General features: G+C 38.6%; 16 protein-coding genes. 2 read left to right on the top strand and 14 right to left on the bottom strand.

Translation table 11 applies throughout. The features are described from left to right. Positions 1–104: 104 nt before the first annotated feature. Genes KMW37_RS12495 through KMW37_RS12485 form a run of 3 tightly spaced genes read right to left on the bottom strand, consistent with a single transcriptional unit; the run spans position 105 to position 6,365 of the window. Positions 105–1,505: a sulfatase-like hydrolase/transferase gene (locus KMW37_RS12495; RefSeq protein ID WP_215224967.1), complete on the bottom strand. Its 1,401-nt coding sequence runs from the start codon at positions 1,503–1,505 to the stop codon at positions 105–107. A 57-nt stretch (positions 1,506–1,562) separates the two neighbouring features. Then, complete coding sequence (locus tag KMW37_RS12490; protein WP_215224966.1) at positions 1,563–3,266, bottom strand: RagB/SusD family nutrient uptake outer membrane protein; 1,704 nt, start codon at positions 3,264–3,266, stop codon at positions 1,563–1,565. Positions 3,267–3,278: 12 nt separating this feature from the next. Beyond that, entirely contained in the window at positions 3,279–6,365 is a 3,087-nt protein-coding gene (locus KMW37_RS12485) for a SusC/RagA family TonB-linked outer membrane protein (RefSeq protein WP_215224965.1), read from the bottom strand. Between the two features lie 842 nt (positions 6,366–7,207). Here KMW37_RS12485 and KMW37_RS12480 point away from each other — a divergent pair. Next, a complete protein-coding gene (locus KMW37_RS12480; protein ID WP_215224964.1) occupies positions 7,208–8,122 on the top strand; it encodes a hypothetical protein in 915 nt (304 codons plus the stop codon). A gap of 24 nt (positions 8,123–8,146) precedes the next feature. On the opposite strand, the gene KMW37_RS12475 is transcribed toward KMW37_RS12480, so the two are convergent. After that, positions 8,147–9,025: an AraC family transcriptional regulator gene (locus tag KMW37_RS12475; protein ID WP_215224963.1), complete on the bottom strand. Its 879-nt coding sequence runs from the start codon at positions 9,023–9,025 to the stop codon at positions 8,147–8,149. A 96-nt stretch (positions 9,026–9,121) separates the two neighbouring features. Here KMW37_RS12475 and KMW37_RS12470 point away from each other — a divergent pair, with 96 nt between their 5' ends. After that, the gene (locus KMW37_RS12470) at positions 9,122–9,454 is read left to right on the top strand and encodes a DUF983 domain-containing protein (RefSeq protein WP_215224962.1); all 333 of its coding nucleotides are present in this window, start codon (positions 9,122–9,124) and stop codon (positions 9,452–9,454) included. A gap of 98 nt (positions 9,455–9,552) precedes the next feature. Here the strand turns inward: KMW37_RS12470 and gnd are convergent, their stop codons facing one another. The 10 genes from gnd to KMW37_RS12420 form a co-directional block, all read right to left on the bottom strand. Beyond that, positions 9,553–11,007, bottom strand: coding sequence for a decarboxylating NADP(+)-dependent phosphogluconate dehydrogenase (gnd, locus tag KMW37_RS12465; RefSeq protein WP_215224961.1), 1,455 nt, complete (start codon positions 11,005–11,007; stop codon positions 9,553–9,555). A 281-nt stretch (positions 11,008–11,288) separates the two neighbouring features. Next, positions 11,289–12,359 carry a PCMD domain-containing protein gene (locus KMW37_RS12460; protein WP_215224960.1) on the bottom strand — a complete coding sequence of 357 codons (1,071 nt, stop codon included), beginning with the start codon at positions 12,357–12,359 and terminating at the stop codon, positions 11,289–11,291. 4 nt (positions 12,360–12,363) lie between these two features. Further along, positions 12,364–13,146 (bottom strand): hypothetical protein, encoded by a 783-nt coding sequence (locus KMW37_RS12455; RefSeq protein ID WP_215224959.1) that lies wholly within the window; start codon positions 13,144–13,146, stop codon positions 12,364–12,366. Positions 13,147–14,081: 935 nt separating this feature from the next. Continuing rightward, complete coding sequence (locus KMW37_RS12450) at positions 14,082–15,419, bottom strand: BatD family protein (RefSeq protein WP_215224958.1); 1,338 nt, start codon at positions 15,417–15,419, stop codon at positions 14,082–14,084. Beyond that, on the bottom strand, positions 15,403–17,118 hold the full coding sequence (locus tag KMW37_RS12445; RefSeq protein WP_215224957.1) for a vWA domain-containing protein: 1,716 nt from the start codon (positions 17,116–17,118) through the stop codon (positions 15,403–15,405). The genes KMW37_RS12450 and KMW37_RS12445 overlap by 17 nt, the downstream gene beginning before the upstream one ends. Next, positions 17,111–18,115, bottom strand: a complete 1,005-nt coding sequence (locus tag KMW37_RS12440) for a VWA domain-containing protein (RefSeq protein WP_215224956.1) — start codon at positions 18,113–18,115, stop codon at positions 17,111–17,113. Before KMW37_RS12440 ends, KMW37_RS12445 begins: the two co-directional genes overlap by 8 nt. Then, positions 18,099–18,605 carry a DUF4381 domain-containing protein gene (locus tag KMW37_RS12435; RefSeq protein WP_215224955.1) on the bottom strand — a complete coding sequence of 169 codons (507 nt, stop codon included), beginning with the start codon at positions 18,603–18,605 and terminating at the stop codon, positions 18,099–18,101. The genes KMW37_RS12440 and KMW37_RS12435 overlap by 17 nt, the downstream gene beginning before the upstream one ends. Beyond that, the gene (locus tag KMW37_RS12430) at positions 18,602–19,540 is read right to left on the bottom strand and encodes a DUF58 domain-containing protein (RefSeq protein ID WP_215224954.1); all 939 of its coding nucleotides are present in this window, start codon (positions 19,538–19,540) and stop codon (positions 18,602–18,604) included. Before KMW37_RS12430 ends, KMW37_RS12435 begins: the two co-directional genes overlap by 4 nt. Before the next feature lie 12 nt (positions 19,541–19,552). Next, a complete protein-coding gene (locus KMW37_RS12425; protein ID WP_246581469.1) occupies positions 19,553–20,518 on the bottom strand; it encodes an AAA family ATPase in 966 nt (321 codons plus the stop codon). Positions 20,519–20,561: 43 nt separating this feature from the next. Beyond that, complete coding sequence (locus KMW37_RS12420; RefSeq protein ID WP_215224953.1) at positions 20,562–21,593, bottom strand: HAD family hydrolase; 1,032 nt, start codon at positions 21,591–21,593, stop codon at positions 20,562–20,564. Between the last annotated feature and the right edge of the window lie 58 nt (positions 21,594–21,651).

The following is a 21,651-nucleotide window of genomic DNA, read 5'->3' as shown; positions in this document are numbered from 1 at the left end:
ATTTTTTGGGGTTTAAAGATATTTTTAGCCTTCTGACCTTCCTTTCCTGAAAGCCAAAATTTTTTAATTAAATTGGTCGTTTCCATATTTTTATAATTGAGAATTTATTGCTTTAAAATTTCTTTTTTGTGATTTTGAATCACTTTTTTGAAATCCTCTATTCTATTTTTTTGATCATTACCCTTAACCATATTAATCATCTCATCTGGATCAAGTAGGTTATCATACAGTTCCTCAAACACTAACTCACTAAGACTTGAATCTGAAAAAGTTTGTATATACCTGTATCTTCCGTCAAAGACTGTCAAATTCTGATCAGCTCCTCCATATCCCCCTAGGCCTTCATAGACAAATTCCTTGCGCCAATCATTATTCCCTGGCTTCAAAAGCTCTTTCAAACTTTCACCATGCATATCCCTAGGAATTTCCACTCCTGCCAAATCCAAAACAGTTGGCGCTATATCAATATTAAGAACCAATTCCTCTCTTGAAAAACTTGTAACACCAGGTCCTTTAATAAAGAAAGGTATAGTGGTGGATGGCCGGTAAGGCAAAACCTTACTGGTAAACCCATGCTCTCCTAGCATCCATCCGTTATCACTCATAAAGATGATATAAGTGTTATTCATCAATCCAAGGTCTTCTACTTTTTTGATTAGTCTTCCCAAGGCATCGTCCATCTCAGTAATAACAGCATAATACTGTTTAATATGCTTTTCAATAGCATCTAGGGCAGGATAACCATAATCTTTTGCTTTGGTCAAATTCCTGACCTGCTTGAGGTAAGGTGGTTTATTGGACAAATCCTCCCCTCTTGATTCTGGGACAGGAATCTTTTTATCCTCATACTTTAATAATGTGCTCAATTGGGCATTCCACACCAATTTTCCATTCATATGGGGCAATTGGGTACAGTGTAAGAGGAAAAAAGGAGATGCTTGGGATACTATATTTTCCAAATAATCAATAGACCAATCCACACAATACTCATCACAATGTTGGGCAGGTCTAGAAACTTTATTGGCCTCAAATATCTCTCGATTATAATAGGCACCATTCCCCTCAAAATACACCGCCTCATCAAAACCCAATTCATGGGGAGTTTGGGATAGATGCCACTTTCCAGCAAAACCAGTATTATAGCCTTCATCTTTTAAATATTGGGCTAAGCTCTTTTCGTTTTCCTTCAAACCACTACCCAATTTCAACACACCATTGGCGCTTCCATACCTTCCTGTAAGTAAAGCGGCTCTACTTGGACTGCAAAGAGAAAAGACCACATTCGCTTGGTTAAAAACCAGAGATTGACCTGCTAGTTTATCCAAACTTGGTGTCATGATATAGTCATTCCCATTTGCGCCCAATGCATCCATTCGTTGGTCATCAGTCAAGATCACTATAAAATTGGGCCGAGGATCCTGTGCTAACGAGACAAGCGGCCATGATAATGCCACAAAGAGACCTATCAACACCAAATCAAATCTTAAAGCCTTATAAGTCTTCATGAAAATTGATATTGAATTTGAAGTTGAGCTGCGGGTGATTCCCGCAGCTCTTTGGGATTAATAGTTGGGATTTTGTGTAAGATTTTCATTGGTGATTACCTCTTCAGCAGGAACTGGCCATAGGTATTGCTTACTGGCATCAAAAGTCCTATCTGCTAATAATTTTATAAGTCCCTTATTGAAAACAGGTTCTAAAACAGGTATTCCGTCTGCATCAATTTCAGGGGTTTCAGGAAAAAACCATAAACCGGGCTGAACCACTTTTTCTCTCAACTCAGTGGGATCCAGCATGCCATAGATATCATTATTCAGTACCTTATCAGCTATTCCCCAACGAATGATGTCCATATATCGCAAACCTTCCCATGCAAACTCCATCCGTCTTTCTATATGAACAGTTTGTCTTAGTGATTCCTGATCTGATATAGTGATTGCAGGATAGGCCATGGTGTTGGAATAATCCTGTCCGTAAGCCCTCCCCCTTACCATATTCAATGCATCCAATACGCTTTGATCGATTAGATTTAACTCGATGCTCGCCTCTGCATAGGTCAACAGTATTTCTGCATATCTCATCAAAATAATATCGGGATCTGTATTCAAATCATCGGCCCAATCTTCTGTAACTCCTTTTTTCCATACCAATCCATTGTATGAAGCAAATTGGGTATTGGTCCTGCTGTCATTGTTCTTAATATACCTCGCATTTTTGAAATCATATACTTCTACCGAATCTGGATGGGGTTGGTACATATAACCAAGATGCTGCGTTTCAAAAGGTACAATGGTCTCATTCAATCTAGGATCCCTATTATCGAAAGGATTTCTTGGATCAAACAAAGGTGACTCATCTATTGGCTGTCCATCTGAACATAAATAGGAAAACAACAAATCCCAGCTAGGATTATAGGCAGACCATCCTCCAGAATTACGGGTAATTGTAGCTTTGACAGGGTAATTGGTGCCCAATTGAGAGCCTAGTTCTACATTCCTTGGAATAGCAAAGATGGTTTCAACAGAGTTTTTGACCTCAGGTCTAAAATAATCACCATAATCAGCATGTAAACTATATATTCCTAAATCCATACAAGCCTTTGCTGCATCGCGGGCTACCTCCCAATCCTTCATATACAAAGCAATTCTAGCTTTAAAAGCCATGGCAGCTCCAACTGTAGCTCTTTTGAGATCCCCTGAACCATATTCCACAGGTAGGTTATCAATAGCATAATCAAAATCCTGATAGATTTGATTTAAAACAGTAGTCTTGTCAGTTCGCACTGTCTGAAAGGCTTCTTCCAAACCAGGTACCTCTGTATACAGGATCACATCTCCATAATGGCTCACCAACAAAGAATACATTACCGCTCTTACAAACCTTGCTTCAGCAGTATATTGCTTAACCTTTACCTCAGGTATTACTTCAGCCGCTTTATCCATATTGGACAAAATGGTATTGGCTCTTGTAATTCCCTTATAAGAATTTGCCCAAAGGGATTTGGACGTGGACCATTCACTATTAATAGTTCCATTGGTAATGGTCGTCAATGCTTCCCTACTGGTCCAATCATCTGTCCAAGAGTCATCATCCTGGTGCCATAAATAAGAGCGGTAGAGGTCATTAAGTGCCATATTCACTTCCTCATCATTGCTGAACCAATTTTCACTTGAGCCCTCTGATAGCGGATTTAGATCCAAATCCGCACAACCAAATGCTAATATTACCAGGCTCCATAAAGTCAAAGATTTTATATTCAATTTCATAATATGCTGATTTTAGAAAGTCACAGATAATCCCAATAAATACGAGGTGGTGATATAGTTGCCTAAAGCAGACTCAGGGTCCCAGCCATCAGGAAACTTATCAATTGAGAAAAGGTCAGATGCGGATCCATAAACTCTCAGGCGATTGATCTTGATCTTTTCGGTAAACGATTTAGGCAGACTATAACCCAAGGTCACATTCTTAAGCCTGAAGTAAGAACCGTTAAACATCCAAAAATCCGACATAGTATAATTATTCGATAGGCTATTTCTGCTCAATCTTGGGTACCTAGCGACTTGGTTTTGTTGAGTTGTATTGTACAAGCTCCAATAGCTCTCCTCATAAATTGCCGGTATATTTCCCCAGTTTTCTGGCAGCGGCTCCACCATACGTTGAGCTGTCCTAGAATTTTGTTTTCCAACTCCTTGAAAGGCAGCTGAAAAATCAATTCCTCTAAAATCCATTTTGATAATTCCACCATACAGATATCGGGGCAAAGAACCACCTAATAGTACCCTATCATATTCAGGTGAAATACTTCCGTCTGGCACACCATTTGGCCCACTGATATCTACATATTTAACATCTCCTGGCTTGGTAGCTGAACTTATGGTCGCTGAATTGTCCACCTCTTCCTGAGTTTGAAAAATTCCCTCGGATTGGTATCCATACCACTCATTAAATTCATTTCCTTCGATTTTAATTTGATCTCCCAAAAATTCCGTTCCTGAAAGGTTACCCATAACTGACTTGGAGTCCGATAAATTGGCTGAAATGGAATAATTGAATTCTCCTTTTGTATCTCTCCAGCCCAGCTCAAGTTCCCAACCTTTGGTATTCATATCTCCCGCATTTTGCTGTGGACTCTCAAAACCAATATTCAAGGGGATATACAATTCCAAAAGCATATCCTTTGTTGTTTTTTTATAGACATCAACTGCCGCAGTCAACCTGTCCTGTAAAAAGCCTAGATCTAAACCAATATTATAGGACTTAGTCGTTTCCCAACTGATATCCTGCAAGGCATAATCTACCTGAGCTGCTGTATTTGCTGAAACTATACTGTTTCCTTCATAAAACAGGGTGTTAGAGAAGTTCAAGGTGGATTGATAAGGATAATTGCCTATCCTTTCATTTCCAAGAGCTCCATATGAAGCCCTAAATTTCATAAAGGACAAGGCTGAGCTGTTGACTAGGAAATCCTCTTGGGAAACCACCCAACCTAAGGAAACCGAAGGAAATGTTCCCCATCGGTGGTCTTTATGGAAGCGTGAAGAACCATCAGTCCTTACATTGGCCTGAACCAAGTACTTATTGTCATAATTGTACATCAATCGTCCAAAATAAGATCTGTAGGCATTTTCGGTAGCCCCACCACTGTTGCCTCGGTAATCCAATGGACCAATATTCAAATATGGGAATGAAGACAGTTCATATTGTTGTCTGGAGGCTCCAAGGTTTTCTACAAATGCGTAGAAATTTTCATAACCTAAAACAGCATTGAAATTATGGTCACCGAAAGACTTATTGTAGTTGATCAAAAACTGGGAAGTAACTTGATAATTGTCATTTCGAGTTTCGCTCAAATCGGTTGAAGCATGGTTTTCTATATATCCTCCGAATACCGTAGGGGCATCATACTGGTACCAAGCAATTTGTTTGGAGAAATTTTTGCCCTTGTCAAAGCCAAACTGTGGGGCAATAACCCCAGAGATTTTCAATCCTTCTAGGGGAGTGATATGCAAAGCAGCTCGACCTCCCAAAAGATTATAATTACCATTATTGAATCCTCCTTCATGCAGTTCAGCATAAACATTGGCTCCTTGTTTGCCTTCAGCAATACGCCCATCACTCCAAAGTGCTGCATAAATAGGTGCAGATATCCTTGCCCTTCCAATAGGATTTAGTGTAGGTTCTTCAGAAATAGTCCTCTTATAGTTCAAGTCCACACTTGCAGTAATGAAATTGTTGATTGAAAGGTCATTATTAATTCTTGCCGTAATACGCTCATAAGTCCTATGATCATAAATTGCGTCTATTTTATCATATCCAAAGGATATATTGGTCTTTATATTCTTCGTTCCAGCAGAGATACGCAGATCATGGGATTGTCTAGGGGCATTTTTATTGAACACCAAATCTGTCCAGTCCGTGATAGGGTACAAATCAGGGTTTTCCGCATTGAGCTGATAATAGTTATCAACCAAATCCTTTTCATAAGTAGGATATTCATTATCCCCGTTTCCACTATCATTCCACCTCATCTCATTGGCCATTTCCAAATAGCGTTGAGCATTGACAAAAGCCGGTAATCTAGTAGGTCTATCGATTCCAAACTCATAATTATAGGTCAACTGGCTCTTTCCTTCTTCTGCACGCTTGGTGGTAATTAATATCACACCTGCAGCTGCTCTTGAGCCATATATTGAAGCTGAAGCAGCATCTTTTAAGACGGAAATACTTTCCACATCATTGGGATTTACATCATTGATGCTTCTAATGGGCACCCCGTCCATGATGATCAATGGTTCATTATCACCAATAGTAGTGATCCCACGAACCCTAATGGTACTGGTAGCACCTGGTCCACTGTTATTTCTAGTAACCATTACTCCAGCAACAGCTCCTTGCAAGGCTTGACTAATTTGGGTAGTCTGTCGATTGGCCAAGTCCTTTCCCTCTACTACCCCGACCGAACCAGTAAGGTCTTTTTTCTTCACTTCTCCATAGCCGACAACTACCATTTCTTCTAAATCTGTCAGCTCAGTTTCCAATACTATATTAATTGTTGAACTATTTCCTACTTCAACTTCTTGCTTAGTGTATCCAATAGATGAAAAAACCAAAACAGCATTGTCCTCAACCGTTAGTTGATACTTTCCATCGATATCTGTAACCGCACCATTACTGGTCCCCTTTTCCAATACTGTTGCCCCAATTATTGGTTCACCAAAGCTGTCTTTGACAAGGCCGCTGATTTCTACTTTTTTAAATAGAAAACTATTTAAAGAATGATTGGAATAGCTAGAGCTATTACCAAAAGAGTTTTTGAAAATGAAACTGGTCATTAAAAAGGTGAGGATGAATGCTAATTTCATCCTTTTACGCCACCTCCAATGAACTTGGGTAAAGTTTTGTCGCATAATTTTTTGGGTTTGATTATTATTGATATTGAGCTCTGGGTACTTAGGTCATAGTTACTTGATGCATACTGAATCAGGAAAAATGGATCAAAACATTATATCGCCTTTAACCATAATTACACTATTAAACCTTGCCTCCTAGTTCTCGAACATTACCAAGTTTAAGTCGAAAAAATATGAATAGTAAGGAAATCCCAACTCAAAGCAAAACCAATATTATGAACAATTTTAACTATTGATTTACAACAACTTAAAAACCATTAAAAAATCAAATGAACAAGTTACCAAACCGGTTCAAGGGAAATATAACTTTAAAACTAGGCTGTATAATATAACTATTAAAGAAATTTGGTAATTAGATCTTTTTCCAAATTTCCAGTTTAATTAATTTTCTTAATACAGCTTTTGATTTAAAGGTCTTTTATATAGTTTTATCAATTGAACCTTTAAAAAGCTTAGCCCAATAACAGCATTTAAGTACAATAATGAGCAGACGGGAAAAACATTTAGAAATTATAAAAAAAGCCGTCATAGACAGGTTCAATAACGGTTCTCCAAAAACTTGGCAGAACAAGGATTTTGAAACACTTAGCTTTAAAATAAAAATTGAAACTAAAATCCTGATCAGCAAATCAACCCTCAAAAGGATTTTTGGTAAAAATAAAACTGGTGAAGCCTATTTTCCTCAGCCAGCTACTTTAGAGGCCCTTCAGCAATTTGGAAAGGTAAAAGACCCAGAATCAATATTAGTCCAACAGAAACAGAATTTTCAAAAAAAGGTGCTTATAGGCCTCTTATTGCTAGCTGTAATTTCGGTTTCTGTATTACTTTTAACAAGAAACAAAGTAGAAGATCCTGAATCATTACTTGCGGAGCTAAAATTGGAAAGAATAGAAGGAAATAATCCCTCAACAGTATTCTTTAGCTATTCAATCCCAGTTACAAAAGACTCACTATTCCTTTACCTAGGAAATGGAATAGAACCCTTTTACCTTAATCCATACAATAAGAAAATATCTCTTTATCTAAGGTTTCCCGGAGTCTTCCACCCTTATATTGGAACAAAAAGAAAAGCTATCCTGGCAAGCTCTGAAAAATTATTTGTCCAATCCAAAAATTGGCAAACATTAGGCTATTACTATGAGCAACCTTATTCCATGCGGTATTATCCAATCCCCATGAGCTTTAATTCTCCAAATTATGCATTTCATATTAATGGAAATGAACTGAATCGACTAGGCATGGATACTAGCAAAATAATAGTTCTTAGACTGGACAATTTTAAAACAACAGAAACAAATGGAGACAATTTTCTTTTCAATGCAAAAGTAAAGAGCAGTGAGTTTTGGCCTGCCATACGCTGCAATTCGATATATGTCAGCGTGGTAGGTGAAAATTCCAAGATAATGTTTAAAACTACGAACGAAGGATGCAGTGCTCACAGTGAATATATACTAAGTGAAAAAGCAGATTATGGCACTGATAAATTAATTGATTTTTGCATTAACACTAGCGAGTGGCATACAATACAAATAAATAATAAGGATAAAAATGTCGAAGTAAAGATTAATGATAATTTGGCTTTTAAAGACAGTTATGATCAGTCTTTGGGCAAGATTTTAGGTGTTAGTGTCATGTTCCATGGAAATGGTTATTTGGATCACTTACAACTTTTAGATAATAAATCACAACCAGTCTTTTTCCTCCAATAGGAACGAAACACGAATTTATATGCACTATTTGTTTTGATAGATTTTTTGAAATTTTGAAGGCCCCATGCCCACCCTCTTACTAAATAAACGAGAAAAATAAGCATAATCGTCATAGCCTAAGTCTTCAGCAATCAAAGACAGGCTTGTCTTGGAATGACTTAATAATCTTTTGGCCTCAAGTATTACCCGGTCAACAATCAATTCTGAAGGAGACTTTCCTATTGCCTCTTTGGTCATCCGATTGAGGTGTCTAGAAGTCATGTTCATCATATCGGCATATGCGGCAACTGATTTTTCTTTCTTATAATGCCCTTCAATCAACAGTTCAAATTCCCTCAAATGCAGAGAATAAGTACTGGGCTTTGATAGTTCTCCTATTGAACTGCTTAGGTATAAGCTACTCAATTCAATATAAATCAGGTTCAATAAAGATACGATTTTTGATTTCCTTAGATAACTCTCCTCCATCTTGGCAGAATAAACCCTTTGAAATAAATCAGAAATATAAGGTACATCCTCTGCCTTAAGAAGCAGTTTGGAGGGATTCAATAATGAGTAAAAAAAGGGGAATTCATAAATGGTATTTTCTGTGAACACGGCATCAAAAAACTCCTTTGAATGAAAAAAAATATATCCGTCAGTGTCCTTGGATAACTCCCAATGGTGAGATTGACCAGGGTTTAACATAAACACACTCCCTGGACTAATAAGGTATTGTTCAAAGTCTATTTCATGCATACCTGTACCTTTTGTAAACAAAACAGTAAGAAAAAAATCATGTTTATGGGGCACCGTTATCTCATCCTTATGGGCAGCCAAATGCTTGCTAAAAGTATTACAATAGAAATCGGGCAATACTTCCTTTTCAAATTTACCTAAACTCAACACATTAAGCACACTCATAAACCTATGTCCTATTTATCCAAATACCTGCAACATATATAGCATATATAAGCTATAAATACTAGTTAATTTTGCTCAAAATATAATATACCAATTATGATCAGCAATATCCTAAAGAAAAAATGTCCTGTATGTCAAAAGGGAAAAGTATTTGAAAATTCTGGTTTTTTTGGTTTTATGTCCATCCCAAAAATGCATAAAAACTGTCCAAATTGTAATCACCGTTTCGAAAAGGAACCAGGATTTTTCTTTGGAGCCATGTATATCAGTTATGCATTATGTATCCTGGAGGCTGCACTTTCATTCCTTCTCTATCTGACCTTTGGAATAGATGATAAATATCTCATCTACCTTCTTATCGCTCCGATCATTTTATTCTGGCCCTTTAATTATAAAATGTCCAGGGTAATATGGATGCACATCATTTGAGAAAGAATTATAAATTCAATTCAAAAAATCAAAAAAGGGGAAACGTGTGTTTCCCCTTTTTTATCCATCAAGCCAAAAATTGACTAAAATAATCTCTATTAGCTATTATAGGCAGTAGATACGGTATCTGCTCCCTCGCCAGTCCAATTGGTATGGAAGAACTCTCCTCTTGGTTTATCAATACGCTCATAGGTGTGTGCGCCAAAATAATCTCTCTGTGCTTGAAGTAGATTGGCTGGCAAACGTTCAGTCTTGAACCCATCAAAATAACACAAAGCCGAAGAGATGGTAGGTACTGGAATACCATTCATCACTGCAGTAGCACAAACATTTCTCCATCCCTGCTGAGCTGTCTCAACCTTTTCCTTAAAGAAGGAATCCAATAACAAATGTGGAAGATCAGGAGACTTATCAAATGCCTTTTTGATATCACCCAAGAAGGCAGATCGAATGATACATCCACCTCTCCACATCAAGGCTATATCACCATAGTTCAACTCCCAATTATAGGCCTTTGAAGCTTCCATCAATAGATTATAGCCTTGGGCATAGGAAATAATCTTCGCACCATAAAGTGCCATTTTTAGATCATCCAGCATTTTTGCCTTATCTCCATCAAACTTCACCTCAGTAGGTTTAAATACCTTTGAAGCTTCTACTCTAAGGTCCTTCTGAGCAGATAAGAAACGAGAGAACACTGATTCTGCGATCAAAGTCAAAGGAACACCTAGGTGCATGGCATCAATTCCTGTCCACTTACCAGTTCCCTTCTGACCAGCAGTATCCAAGATCTTCTCTACCATTGGCTCTCCATCGATATCCTTATAAGCCATGATATCTGCTGTGATCTCAATCAAATAAGAATCCAATTCCTCCTCATTCCACTTTTTGAAGGTAGCATGCATCTCATCATAGGACATTTTAAGTACATCCTTCATAAATTGATAAGCTTCATTGATGATTTGCATATCACCATATTCGATGCCATTGTGAATCATCTTCACATAGTGACCTGCACCATCTGCTCCCACCCAATCACAGCAAGGAACACCCCCGTCTACTTTCGCCGAAATAGCTTGGAAAATCTCCTTTACTTGTGGCCATGCTTCCTTACTACCTCCGGGCATCATGGATGGACCACGTAAGGCTCCTATTTCCCCACCCGAAACACCAGTTCCAATAAACTTAAATCCTTTGCTTTCTACATATTTTGTTCTTCTGATAGTATCCTCATAATAAGAGTTACCACCATCTATGATTATATCACCTGGTTCTAAATGAGGAATTATCTGATCGATAAAATGGTCAACTGGATCACCGGCTTTCACGAGCATCATTACCTTCCTTGGAGTCTCCAAAGCTCCTACAAGCTCTTCTATTGAATGAGTACCAATGAATTTTTTTCCTGCGCCTCTTCCTTCAATAAATTTATCTACTTTTTCAGTAGAACGGTTAAATACAGCAACAGTAAAGCCCTTGCTCTCCATGTTTAAGACCAAGTTTTCACCCATTACTGCCAATCCTATTAGCCCAATGTCTGCTAAATCCTTCATATTTATGTTGTTAGTTATTTACTTAATTCCCCTTTGCCTACTAAAAATCCAAATCAAGGGAAAATCATCTAGGTTTTTTGGGAGCTTTAAAGATAATAAACCCTCAGCATTATTTCATCAATTAAACACTTCTCTTTGCAGTATTGTCAAAAAATTAAAAGTTTTTTTGCCATTTTGAGAACAAAACTAGGCCGTATGATGACTCAAAACAGTTTATTTTAATACAATACCAATAAATATCATTTAAAGGATTTCAAGGAATATTTTAACACCATCTTATATTATTCATATACCATTTCGACATCGTCCAAGATAAGCTCACTATCAACTGCACCTGCAAAATTTACTCCATCAAAACTTGAAGATGCCACGAAAGTAATATATGTTGGCAATATGTACTGTGCAGAGTCCTCACTGACAAATTCCTGATCAACTGGGAACAAATATTCGGGAAAACCGGGATCAAGCTGACCATAATAGAAATCCACCTCCATAGTGGTCAAATCGGATACTTCCTCGCCACTTCTAAACCAAGCTGTCGCCAAGCGTTCAATTTTCCCATTAGATCTTACCTCCAAAAATGCATAAATATCAGCCATATCCGAATAGGGCAATGCATTACCATTTCTGTCCTCATTTTTCTCTCCTGGTCTATAACTATATTTAAACCTCAATTTGGTTGGCCTTCCACTAAAAGGCATACCAAAATCAATGGCAGCCTCAGGGTTTCTTGGATCTAGATTGTCTGTATTAAATACACCAGTGAAAATGGATCCTGCTGCAATTGGAGCCCCGAAAGTTCCGCCCAATACTCCGTTATCTAAGGTGATCAATTTAGCAGCCAAATTTCCATCCTCGATTTCATAAGGAACAGTTGCCAACTTATTCAATATATAAGTCCCTTGATTTCCCGTTCCCCAAATGGTGTTCTCCTTGCTTTCTCCTGGTTCATAATAACCCGAATTGGTTTTGTACCAAAGCTCAAAATCTCCATTTACTAATTGTGGCGTTGCTGAAGCCACTAATGGAATTAATGTCCAAATAGTAACAGTCCCATCCTCGGCAGTAATCGAAATTTCTTTCTCATCTTCTAAATTTATAATATCTCCAATGTTTCTATCTGCGATGGCAAAAGTGGAAATTGTCATTTTTTGAATCCTTATACTACTAAGATCAATGCCTGCTGGAAATTCCACCGTTACTGTTTTTTGTTCCAAGTCAATAAGTGAATTACTAGCTTGATTGCTAAGTTCTAAGGCCTTTATATTTCCATAGCTGGATAATCCAAAAAAATCTTCATTCACACAGGAGTATAATATCAAAACTATACATAAAAGGCCAGCAGTCTTCATAACACTAATATTTATGTGATTTTGCACCGAAATAATAGGCCAAGCCTAAATCCAATGAAAGCAGATTTATATTAAAATCTATGTTCTGACGAGTTTCTATAGCCGTTTCAGTATTGTTCATGGTATTTTTTGTCACCTTTAAATCATAGCCAAGAACATCCAGCTGCACTTCTATCGCAAAAGCCTCCATAACAAAAAAGGTCAGTCCAGGACTTAAGCCAACTCGAAAGTTAAATTCCGACCCATACACCTTTTCGATTTCATCCAAATTTTTTGTTTTACGACTTAAAGTTCTTCCGCCTCCAAAAGTGACTCCTAGAACAGTGAAAAAACTTAGCCGTTCATCATTTGTCAAAGGTACCGAAGACCTAAAATTTGGACTAACTGAAAGCCCCCTACTGATCCTATTGGATTGTAAAGAATCCGGGTCCTGAAAGGTTATACCGGTGAACTTATCCTGGTAAAACTCCACATCCACTCCCACCATCCCATAATCACCCGTATAATAGCCGCCTTTTAAGGTCACATCATAATCTAAATGCTCACCATCAATTACTTTTTGAATCAAAAAATCGGTGTTTTCCAGTTTCCTGTCAGTAAGAGAAAAAGAAAGCCCAGTATAAAAATTCCCCTTTTTGAATGGCTCGAATCCCTCTTCATAATAGCTTGATAGCAAATCATAAGGAGAATAATTTTCCTTGCTTATTTCTTGAGCATACCCCTTAGCGCCCACTCCCGTAAAAAGAAGCAGAAAACATTGTATAAAAATTAGGCATTTCTTATTCATCGTCTCTTTAGGTGTGGGGATTTATAAGCTAATTTGACCTAATTATTCAATTCAATAATTCTATAAATAATTTAAAGAATAATTCTTTAAATTTCCCCTGTTCATAAATTATTATCGGTTTATCTTTTAAAAATTCCTTCAATAAATTAATCAAGTTTTCCTTTAACAAAAGCGACACAATTATTTGGAAAACCAACTTTATTTATTTGATATTCAAGACATAATGCAAACTATACTACAGTTAAAATAAAATGCGAAACCTATGAAAATAAAAGCAATAATAATCGGTGCCGCAGGTATGGTGGATAAAGGGTATTACTTGAATGTCTTGTAAATATAGTGCTAGAAAAAGTACTGATTATTAATAAGCTACCGTTGGATATTAAATATTCAAAACTTCAATAATTTGTCCTTGAGGATTTTTGAGGGATTGCAATTAATAAAAGAAAATTTAAAGAATACAATGCCTGTTACCACTGTTTAGGTATATCCGCTTTAGGAATGAATGAGGAAAACTATGCGAAAATCACCTTTAGTATAACCTAAAAAATTAGCAGATTTATTATTTGAATACAATTCAAAACTTGTGTTTAATTAAGTATCTATATCGGACACAGATAGTAGTGAAAAAGGAAATGTTATGTAGGCCAAAGTTTAAGGAAAAGCTGGAAATACAATATTAAATAAAGGATTCAAGTCCGCTTATTCCTTCTGAGCTGACTTTATTGTTTACGAGAAAGGAATTAAGTCAAGCACAAAACTATACAACACCATTAATTTATTATTTAAACCATTATTTCGATTATTGAAGAACTCCCCTACCATTACTACTACTCTACTACAAGAATAGGTCAAGCCATGATCTACGTAAGTTTATTCCCTTTCGATAAAAAAGTCCTAACCAATAAAGATAAATGCAATAGCAAAAGAAAAAATTAAGGATTGATCCAAAATCGAGGTTGTCTGAAAGCCCTTTCTTTATTCTTTAAATACCGCTTTCTGGATAAATGAAAATCATCAAGATGATTATTAAAAAATGATGTTTCAATTTTCCCGTTCAGGGAATCAAGTCTCGCTTTCAAATCAGAAGTTCCATAAACACGAATAAAATAATTCAAACTTGGCTCTTTCAAGTCCAGCTCATCAATCCATCGGTAAATTGCCTTGAGGGCTTCCTTGTGATGACCTTTTTGAACAGATTTCCTGAACAAGTCCCAATAATACCTTTCCGAATGAAGGTAAGCCTGCCTTTTTGCCTTGCTCCAAGCAATCAAACGCTGAACGATTTTGATCAAAAAATAGATAAGCGCCACAATGACCAAACCTACAACCACCAGTTGTTTCCATGACAAACCCAACCATTCAAATGGCTTATCTTCTTCAGCTTCCAAAACCAATTGAGCTTGTTGTGTCGCCAAAGAATCCCTGATGGATGCCAACATGCCCATATTAGGATTGGGTTTAACCTCAATTTTGACTTCTTTGAGAGTCCTTTTGTAAAGCTTATCTTGATAGGGATTGTACCAATGAAAAACCATTTCTGGAATGGTGACCTCCCCTTCCTTTTCAAAAAGATATCGCATGGACTCAGTTCTAGACGAGCTAATTTCTGTCTTTCCCTTATTATCATTCACCTCAGTTCTGGAAGGGTAGAGTCCTAATCCCGGAACGGAATCCCATTGCACAGGAGGAATCAACCTGGCCATAGTTCCTGAGGCTGTCCTTACAATCCTTCGCTCAAGGACGTCTCCCACTTTTACCTCCTTAAGACTTCCCAACCATCTATCATTAACAGATAAGCCTGTAGCCACCAGCCAATCGTTTGTTTCAAAGCCAGGAGGAATAGGTTTGACTTTGATCAGTTTTTCGTCTGAACTCACCTTCATCTTCACCCCCTTATAATCTCCTTCAGGGGGAGTTTCAATGGTAATCTCAAGAGAAGGAAACATCACATCCTCTTCTTTGTAGGGAAATACCTGATAGATCAATTCCACATTGGAGTAGGTCTTGCCATTTCTGGAAAACGATCCATTGACCGATCTGAAATAATTAGTAAATGCCCCATTCACCTGAAGATTTCCTAAATCGATCCCTTTGGTAAACCAAGTCGAAGTGTAAACTTTAATGCTGACATTGACAGGTTGTCCCACATAAACACTCGATCGGCTTAGATGCACTTCTTCCCAAACTTGCTGTCCTTTTGAAGGCAAGGAGGTCAATATGCCAAGGCACAGACCAAAAGCAATCCATATATATTTAATAAGCCTTTTCATTGGAGCGTGGCTTTACTTTGCCTTTCTTAAGTTGGTATTCAAATTTCCTTTTGATAAACAACGAAGGGTCATCATCCACTTTTTGAATCAATACTTTTTCACTGGCCTCTTGCTTGGATGCACTGATATCATCAGGAACTTCATCAAGTTCTTTTGCTTTCCTGATATCCGTATTGACTGTTTCGGACAGTCTTTCCTTTTCCATATCCTCTTTGGTGGCCTCCTGTCCGCCTCCACTCAAATCTTCCATACTATCATTCTCTTTGGTATTATCCGCTCTGCCACTTTCTGCTTCTTGCGCATCTTCAGGATTGACTTCATCGGTTTCTCCCAACATTTTGCTCATTGCGTCCTTATTGGTGGCTGCTTGTTCCATGCTTGGGTCCATCTCACTGGCCAAACCAAAGGCGGCACTGGCAGCCGTCATATCACCATTTTTGTAATAGGCCAAACCCAAATTAAAAGCTCCCTCTGCAGTGGTATCTTTGGAAAAAGCCTGAATGGCTTCAGTAAACTTCCCGGATTTAAAATAAGCTACTCCTTGCCTCATGGGATCATCATATTTTTCTGCAGCTCTTTCATAATTCCCTTTATTACTAAGCATTTGCCCCTGATAGTCACTTGTAAACCATAGGTCCTCAAAACTATCTACTTTCCCGCAAGAGCTAAAAATCAGTAGGGCCAAGCCATAAAGAACCCAGCCTCTTCTGAACCACATTAAAAACAACACAATCATTGGTATAACCAATAAAAGCCCTTTATCCTGCCACTGATTATCTTTTTCCCCCGGCTTTTCGATAAAAATCAAACCTGCTTTTACTTTTTTGCTGATCTTTTCCACATCACTTTCATCCAAGGTCAATGGGGTTACTTCTGCCTTTTCCAATGAATTGAGTTTTTGAATAATCTGATTATTCAATACAGAAAGGACTTCCTCTCCCCTCTCCCTTATATTTCCTCTTCCGGAAGGGTTGGGAATAGCTGCTCCCATGGGAGTATTGAAAGGCAATATTTCTATTTGATTATCTGAACCACTGACAAACTTTTGGATCTCTTCAAATTCCTTATCTTCAAAATCATCAGACATAATCAATACTGTGCCTGGAGCAGTAGTCACACTCATGAGGGTATCGGCCACGGCCAAAGCCGCCCCTAAATCAGATCCTTGGATAGGCATAACAGAGGGAGACAAACCTTCCACATGGCTCCTGATGATATCATAATCCCTTGTCAAAGGAACAACTGTGTGCGCAGTACCAGCAAAGGCCACCAAAGCTACCCTTGCTTGAGGGTTTTGATCCAAAAAATCATTGATTTTAAATTTGGCCCTTTCTAATCGATTCGGTTGCATATCCTCAGCCATCATACTCTGTGATAAGTCCAAACAAATTACCAAGGGAGTCTCTAACTGCTGCCCTAAAACTTCCACCCTTTTCCAAGTAGGACCTGACAAGGCCATGACCCCAATGCAAAAACCTATAAAAAGTAAACAGTGCATCAATACTTTCACCTTTTCGCTGCCCTTTCGGATCACATAATTCCTAAGATGAGGCGCTATGACTTTTTTCCACCTTACCTCTCCCCTGATACTGAAAATCCCCCACAAAAGAAAAAGAGCCGCAGGAACGATCAACCATAACCATTTAGGACGCAGAAAATGGAAAGCCTCCCAATCTATCGGAAACACCCCCTCAAACATAAGCCTCCTTTCTTTGCATCTTCTTCAAGGTACTTCCTACATTTCCAATCAGCATTCCCAAGAGCATAAGCCCCAGAGCTGCCCCAAGAGGATAGATATAAAGCAAAGTTACGGGCTTGTTTTCCTCCTCTTCATATTCAATGGGTTCCAGCTTATTTAACTCATCATAAATCTCGTTTAACCGATCAGCATCTATGGCCCTGAAATATTGTCCCCCAGTCATATCGGCAATTTCTTCCAGTGTTTCTTCATCCAAATCACTTTGGTTTCCAAATGGATCACCAATGCCGATGGTATAAATGATCACCGAATCCTTTTTGGCCATATCAGCAGCATCCAAGGGCAACACATCAATACCTGCATCCACTCCATCCGTCAATAAAAGCATAACCTTGGTTTCAATTGTATCTTTTTCAAAGAGTGTTGTGCCTTTGACTATGGCTTTCCCAATATTGGTGATTTGACCGGCCATGCCCACATCTGCCTCTTCCAGCATTTGATCGACAGTTTCCAAGTCTGGAGTAAAGGGAGCTTGGATATAGGCATTGGAGCCAAAGAACACTAAGCCCATTCTATCACCCTCTCTTTTTTTTATAAAATCATGCATCACCTTTTTAACGGCATCCCAGCGCCGAACCTTTTGACCGTCAATCGTCCAGTCATTTGTGGCCATACTAAAAGAGATGTCAGCGGCAATCAAAAAACTCCTAGATGTCTTTACTTTCAATTCAGGTTCCCCTATCAATTGGGGCGAAGCAAGAGCCGCCAGCAGCAAACACCATATCAAAGTCAGGTAAAACCATGAAATGAAACCTTTACGCTTTACCATAGCAGCCTTTCGTGGCTTTTGACCTGTTTGATTCAACACTTTGGTATAAGTAGGTAAATTGATCGATGCACTTTTCATCCGCATAGGCGGCAATAGCCAATACACCAAAATAGGCAAAGGCAACAGGAACAAAGCCCACATATTCCCTATTTCAAAGTTCTCTGGCATGTGTTTTCACCCATTTTTCTGCATTGACCAATAGCTTGTGCTTGCCCTCTTGGGACAATAAAGCATTCTTGTATAAAGCTGAGAGAAACTCTTCTTCCCTATCCAAGAATTTCACCTGCTTTCCAGTTTTTTCCAAAAATGCCAACCAATCATGCCCATATAATCCTCCTACTTTTTTACGGCCAAAAGTCTTCATGGCAGTATTCTTCAGCACCACAAAAACTTCCAATAAACGCTGCTCTTCCCCTGATATACTCTTAATGCTCTTTAAAGCCTCTCTTCTATATTTATTTCGGATATATCGCCTAACCACAATAAACATCAATACCAAAACACCCAACAACAATATCACTCCTACAATTGTCCATCCAACTGTTTCAAAGCTGAACTTCACCGATTCAGGCTCGTAAAGCTTCGCTCCTTGTAGTAATTGGGCCACGGCAGTTGAGTCATTTGTGGGAATGCTGTCCGATTGAAATAAATACCTCATTTGACTGCTCCTTTAAAAATATCTTTCAGCTGAACATCCACAGGTTCTATCGTATTGATGCTGAACAAGGGCACCCGATGCTTTTTCATCTCACCCTTAAATTTTTCAAAGTCTGACTTAAACCTATTTTGCAGACTATCTCTTATGTTTTTTTTCTCACCATCAATAGCCGCCTGACTTTCCCTGTCGCCAGCTACAAACTTGATATCGGGAATTTCCCATTCCATAGGATCCGTAACTTTAGCCAATAGCACATCATTGTGCTGAGCAATTTGGGCGATGAATTTGGTCAGCTGTGGAGAATACCTCAGGAAATCACTGATCACGACCACCAAAAAATCATGGGTCACTATATTTCTGGTTTTTTTGAATGTTTCTTTTAAGGCCTCCTCGAACTTCAGCGGTGAGGATTCCGCCAATTCATGGTTTCTATTCACAATCATTTCAAAAAATCGGAGAATATTTTTTCTATCCCGCTTGGGAAAAACGATATCTATGCCTTGATCAGCAAAAACCACTCCTCCTACTCTATCGCCCTCCTTCAAAACCCTAAAAGCCACCATGGCCGCCAACCTCGCAGCTACTACTGATTTGGTGTATTTCTGCGATCCAAAAAACATGGATTTGGACTGGTCCACTACGATTAAGGCAGGCTTTTCCTTTTCCTCAGTGAATACCCGGGTATGGGTTTGATGAGTTCTGGCTGTTACTTTCCAATCAATATTCCTTATATCATCCCCGTTTACATAATTCCGTACTTCTTCGAAATCCAAGCCTCTACCTCTCAATTTGGAGGCATGTTTCCCTCCCAAGATGCTATTGACTTTTTGCTTTCTGGCCAATAGGCTAAAGTGTAGCGCAAGGTGCTCCATCCCTAATAACTCCTTTAAGGAAATGAAAATATCCTCCGGAAAAATTTCTTTACCATTCCCCATAGCCTAAGCTTTTTATGCTACTACCGCTACCTCCTTCAAAACAGTCTCTAACACCTTATCAGCAGTGATTCCATCTGCATTGGCCTCATAGCTTAGGATCAGTCGATGTCGAAGACAATCATGAACTACAGCCCTGATATCTTCTGGAGAAACAAAGTCCCTGCCTTCCATCCAAGCATGAGTCCTACATGCCCGGTCAATGGCTATACTACCCCGCGGACTCGCTCCAAAATCTATCCAAGTAGCCAATTCTTCACTGTATTTTTCGGGATATCTTGTGGCCGATATAATATCCACAATGTACTTTTCCATATTTTCAGAAATACTCACTGCAAAGATTTCCTTTCTGGCCTCAAAAATAATCTCTGGAGAAAGCCGTGTCTCCTCTTTTTCTTTTTCCTTTTTCTGCTCAGCGCGATTTAACCGCAAAATTTCTAATTCTGCTATGTCGTCTGGATAGTCGATCATCACATGCATCAGAAAACGATCCATCTGGGCTTCTGGAAGCGGATAAGTTCCTTCTTGCTCTACAGGGTTTTGGGTTGCCATTACCATAAAAAGCGGATCCATTGGATAGGTCTTTCCAGCCACAGACACTTGTCTTTCCTCCATGGCTTCCAACAACGCAGACTGAACCTTTGCTGGTGCACGGTTAATTTCATCTGCCAAAATCAGGTTACTGAAAATAGGACCTTGCTGAAAGACAAACTTCTCTTTAAGCTCTGGTTGATAAATCTCAGTCCCTGTCACATCTGAAGGCAGCAGATCTGGCGTAAACTGAATTCTGCTCAATCCACATTCCAGTGCTTTAGCCAAAGACTTAATGGCCCGGGTTTTTGCCAAACCTGGTAATCCTTCCAACAACATATTCCCATCAGCCAGTAAAACCAGAATTAAACGATGAATCAATTCATCTTGGCCAATAATCGATGATGACATACGCTGCTGCAATTGCTTTATACTATCTAATGTGCTCATGAATCTCTTCCTTATTATAAGCTTTATGCGAACCCAATTGAGTTTATTTCAATTCATACGGATAAATCAATTTCCAATCCTTGGCCATGTCCACAATCATCCAATTATATTTTTCCGCATCATCCAAGCCTTTATTTAGCTGACCTATATGCGACTCTCGATCGTATGCATATTCCCTCACAGAGTCGGTATGGTGGATGTACATCCCAAACCTTTCCCCTGAACCAGTAGATGTATATTGCAGCATTTGATAATCCCCATCACTATTACCAGCAGCAAATACAGGTCGTTTTCCTATGCTTCTTGAAATCCCTACGGGTTTACCGGCTTTATCATCATTAAAATACAGCTCGGGCAATTTGTTTAACACTGGTGTTTCTCCATCCATTTCATAAGATAGTCCACTCAATGAGCCAACTACCTGATAAGGAGGAATTCCATAAGTTTCCTCAGTCCAAGCTCTCATAAAGTCAATGCCTCCACCTGAAACAATAAATGTTTTAAATCCATTAGCCCTTAAATAGTCTAACAATTCCAACATAGGCTGAAAAATCATCTCATTATAATGTTTGCCCGTGTCAGGATGTGTAGCCGTTTTCATCCATGCTTTGACCCTTTTGTCAAATTCATCGGTGGTCATTCCGGTGTGGGTAGTGGCCAGTAGTGAACCCAAGGCTTTTTCTCCTCCTGCCAAAAAACCTGGAATATCTCCCTCTAATAAAGGTTTGAAAGGTCCTTGGCTAGACCATTCAGGATGATCGGGAGCCATTCTTTTGATTTCATCTATGGCAAAGGCCACCTGAAAATAAATGGGTTGTTCTGTCCATAAAGTGCCATCATTATCAAAAACAGCTATCCTGTCCCTTTCAGGAATAAATGATGAAGCTGAAGAATTGGTAACTGCCTCTACCCATGAGGTGATTTTTGATTTTGCGGGATCATTCCAAGAATCCAATACAGGAGTTTCCTCCACTAAAACAGTTTCTGAAGCTTCCTTCTCTACATTTTGAGGGGAATGGCATGCTCCAACCACTAGCATGAAACTCAACAAGTATAAACTATGATATCTTTTCATATTAGCATTATTTATGTTTAAATGCTATTTCATAAAATAACATCGGACAGGATGATAC

The sequence above is a fragment of the Echinicola shivajiensis genome, from assembly GCF_018642165.1.
GTDB lineage: Bacteria > Bacteroidota > Bacteroidia > Cytophagales > Cyclobacteriaceae > Echinicola > Echinicola shivajiensis.
Note: the sequence above shows the minus strand (reverse complement) of the source record. Positions and strands in the feature narration are given on the sequence as shown.

Coding starts and splice junctions, on each gene's coding strand:
- KMW37_RS12495 (WP_215224967.1), bottom strand. CDS start 1,505: ATGAAGACTTATAAGGCTTTAAGATTTGATTTGGTGTTGATAGGTCTC.
- KMW37_RS12490 (WP_215224966.1), bottom strand. CDS start 3,266: ATGAAATTGAATATAAAATCTTTGACTTTATGGAGCCTGGTAATATTA.
- KMW37_RS12485 (WP_215224965.1), bottom strand. CDS start 6,365: ATGAAATTAGCATTCATCCTCACCTTTTTAATGACCAGTTTCATTTTC.
- KMW37_RS12475 (WP_215224963.1), bottom strand. CDS start 9,025: ATGAGTGTGCTTAATGTGTTGAGTTTAGGTAAATTTGAAAAGGAAGTA.
- KMW37_RS12470 (WP_215224962.1), top strand. CDS start 9,122: ATGATCAGCAATATCCTAAAGAAAAAATGTCCTGTATGTCAAAAGGGA.
- gnd (WP_215224961.1), bottom strand. CDS start 11,007: ATGAAGGATTTAGCAGACATTGGGCTAATAGGATTGGCAGTAATGGGT.
- KMW37_RS12460 (WP_215224960.1), bottom strand. CDS start 12,359: ATGAAGACTGCTGGCCTTTTATGTATAGTTTTGATATTATACTCCTGT.
- KMW37_RS12455 (WP_215224959.1), bottom strand. CDS start 13,146: ATGAATAAGAAATGCCTAATTTTTATACAATGTTTTCTGCTTCTTTTT.
- KMW37_RS12450 (WP_215224958.1), bottom strand. CDS start 15,419: ATGAAAAGGCTTATTAAATATATATGGATTGCTTTTGGTCTGTGCCTT.
- KMW37_RS12445 (WP_215224957.1), bottom strand. CDS start 17,118: ATGTTTGAGGGGGTGTTTCCGATAGATTGGGAGGCTTTCCATTTTCTG.
- KMW37_RS12440 (WP_215224956.1), bottom strand. CDS start 18,115: ATGCCAGAGAACTTTGAAATAGGGAATATGTGGGCTTTGTTCCTGTTG.
- KMW37_RS12435 (WP_215224955.1), bottom strand. CDS start 18,605: ATGAGGTATTTATTTCAATCGGACAGCATTCCCACAAATGACTCAACT.
- KMW37_RS12430 (WP_215224954.1), bottom strand. CDS start 19,540: ATGGGGAATGGTAAAGAAATTTTTCCGGAGGATATTTTCATTTCCTTA.
- KMW37_RS12425 (WP_246581469.1), bottom strand. CDS start 20,518: ATGAGCACATTAGATAGTATAAAGCAATTGCAGCAGCGTATGTCATCA.
- KMW37_RS12420 (WP_215224953.1), bottom strand. CDS start 21,593: ATGAAAAGATATCATAGTTTATACTTGTTGAGTTTCATGCTAGTGGTT.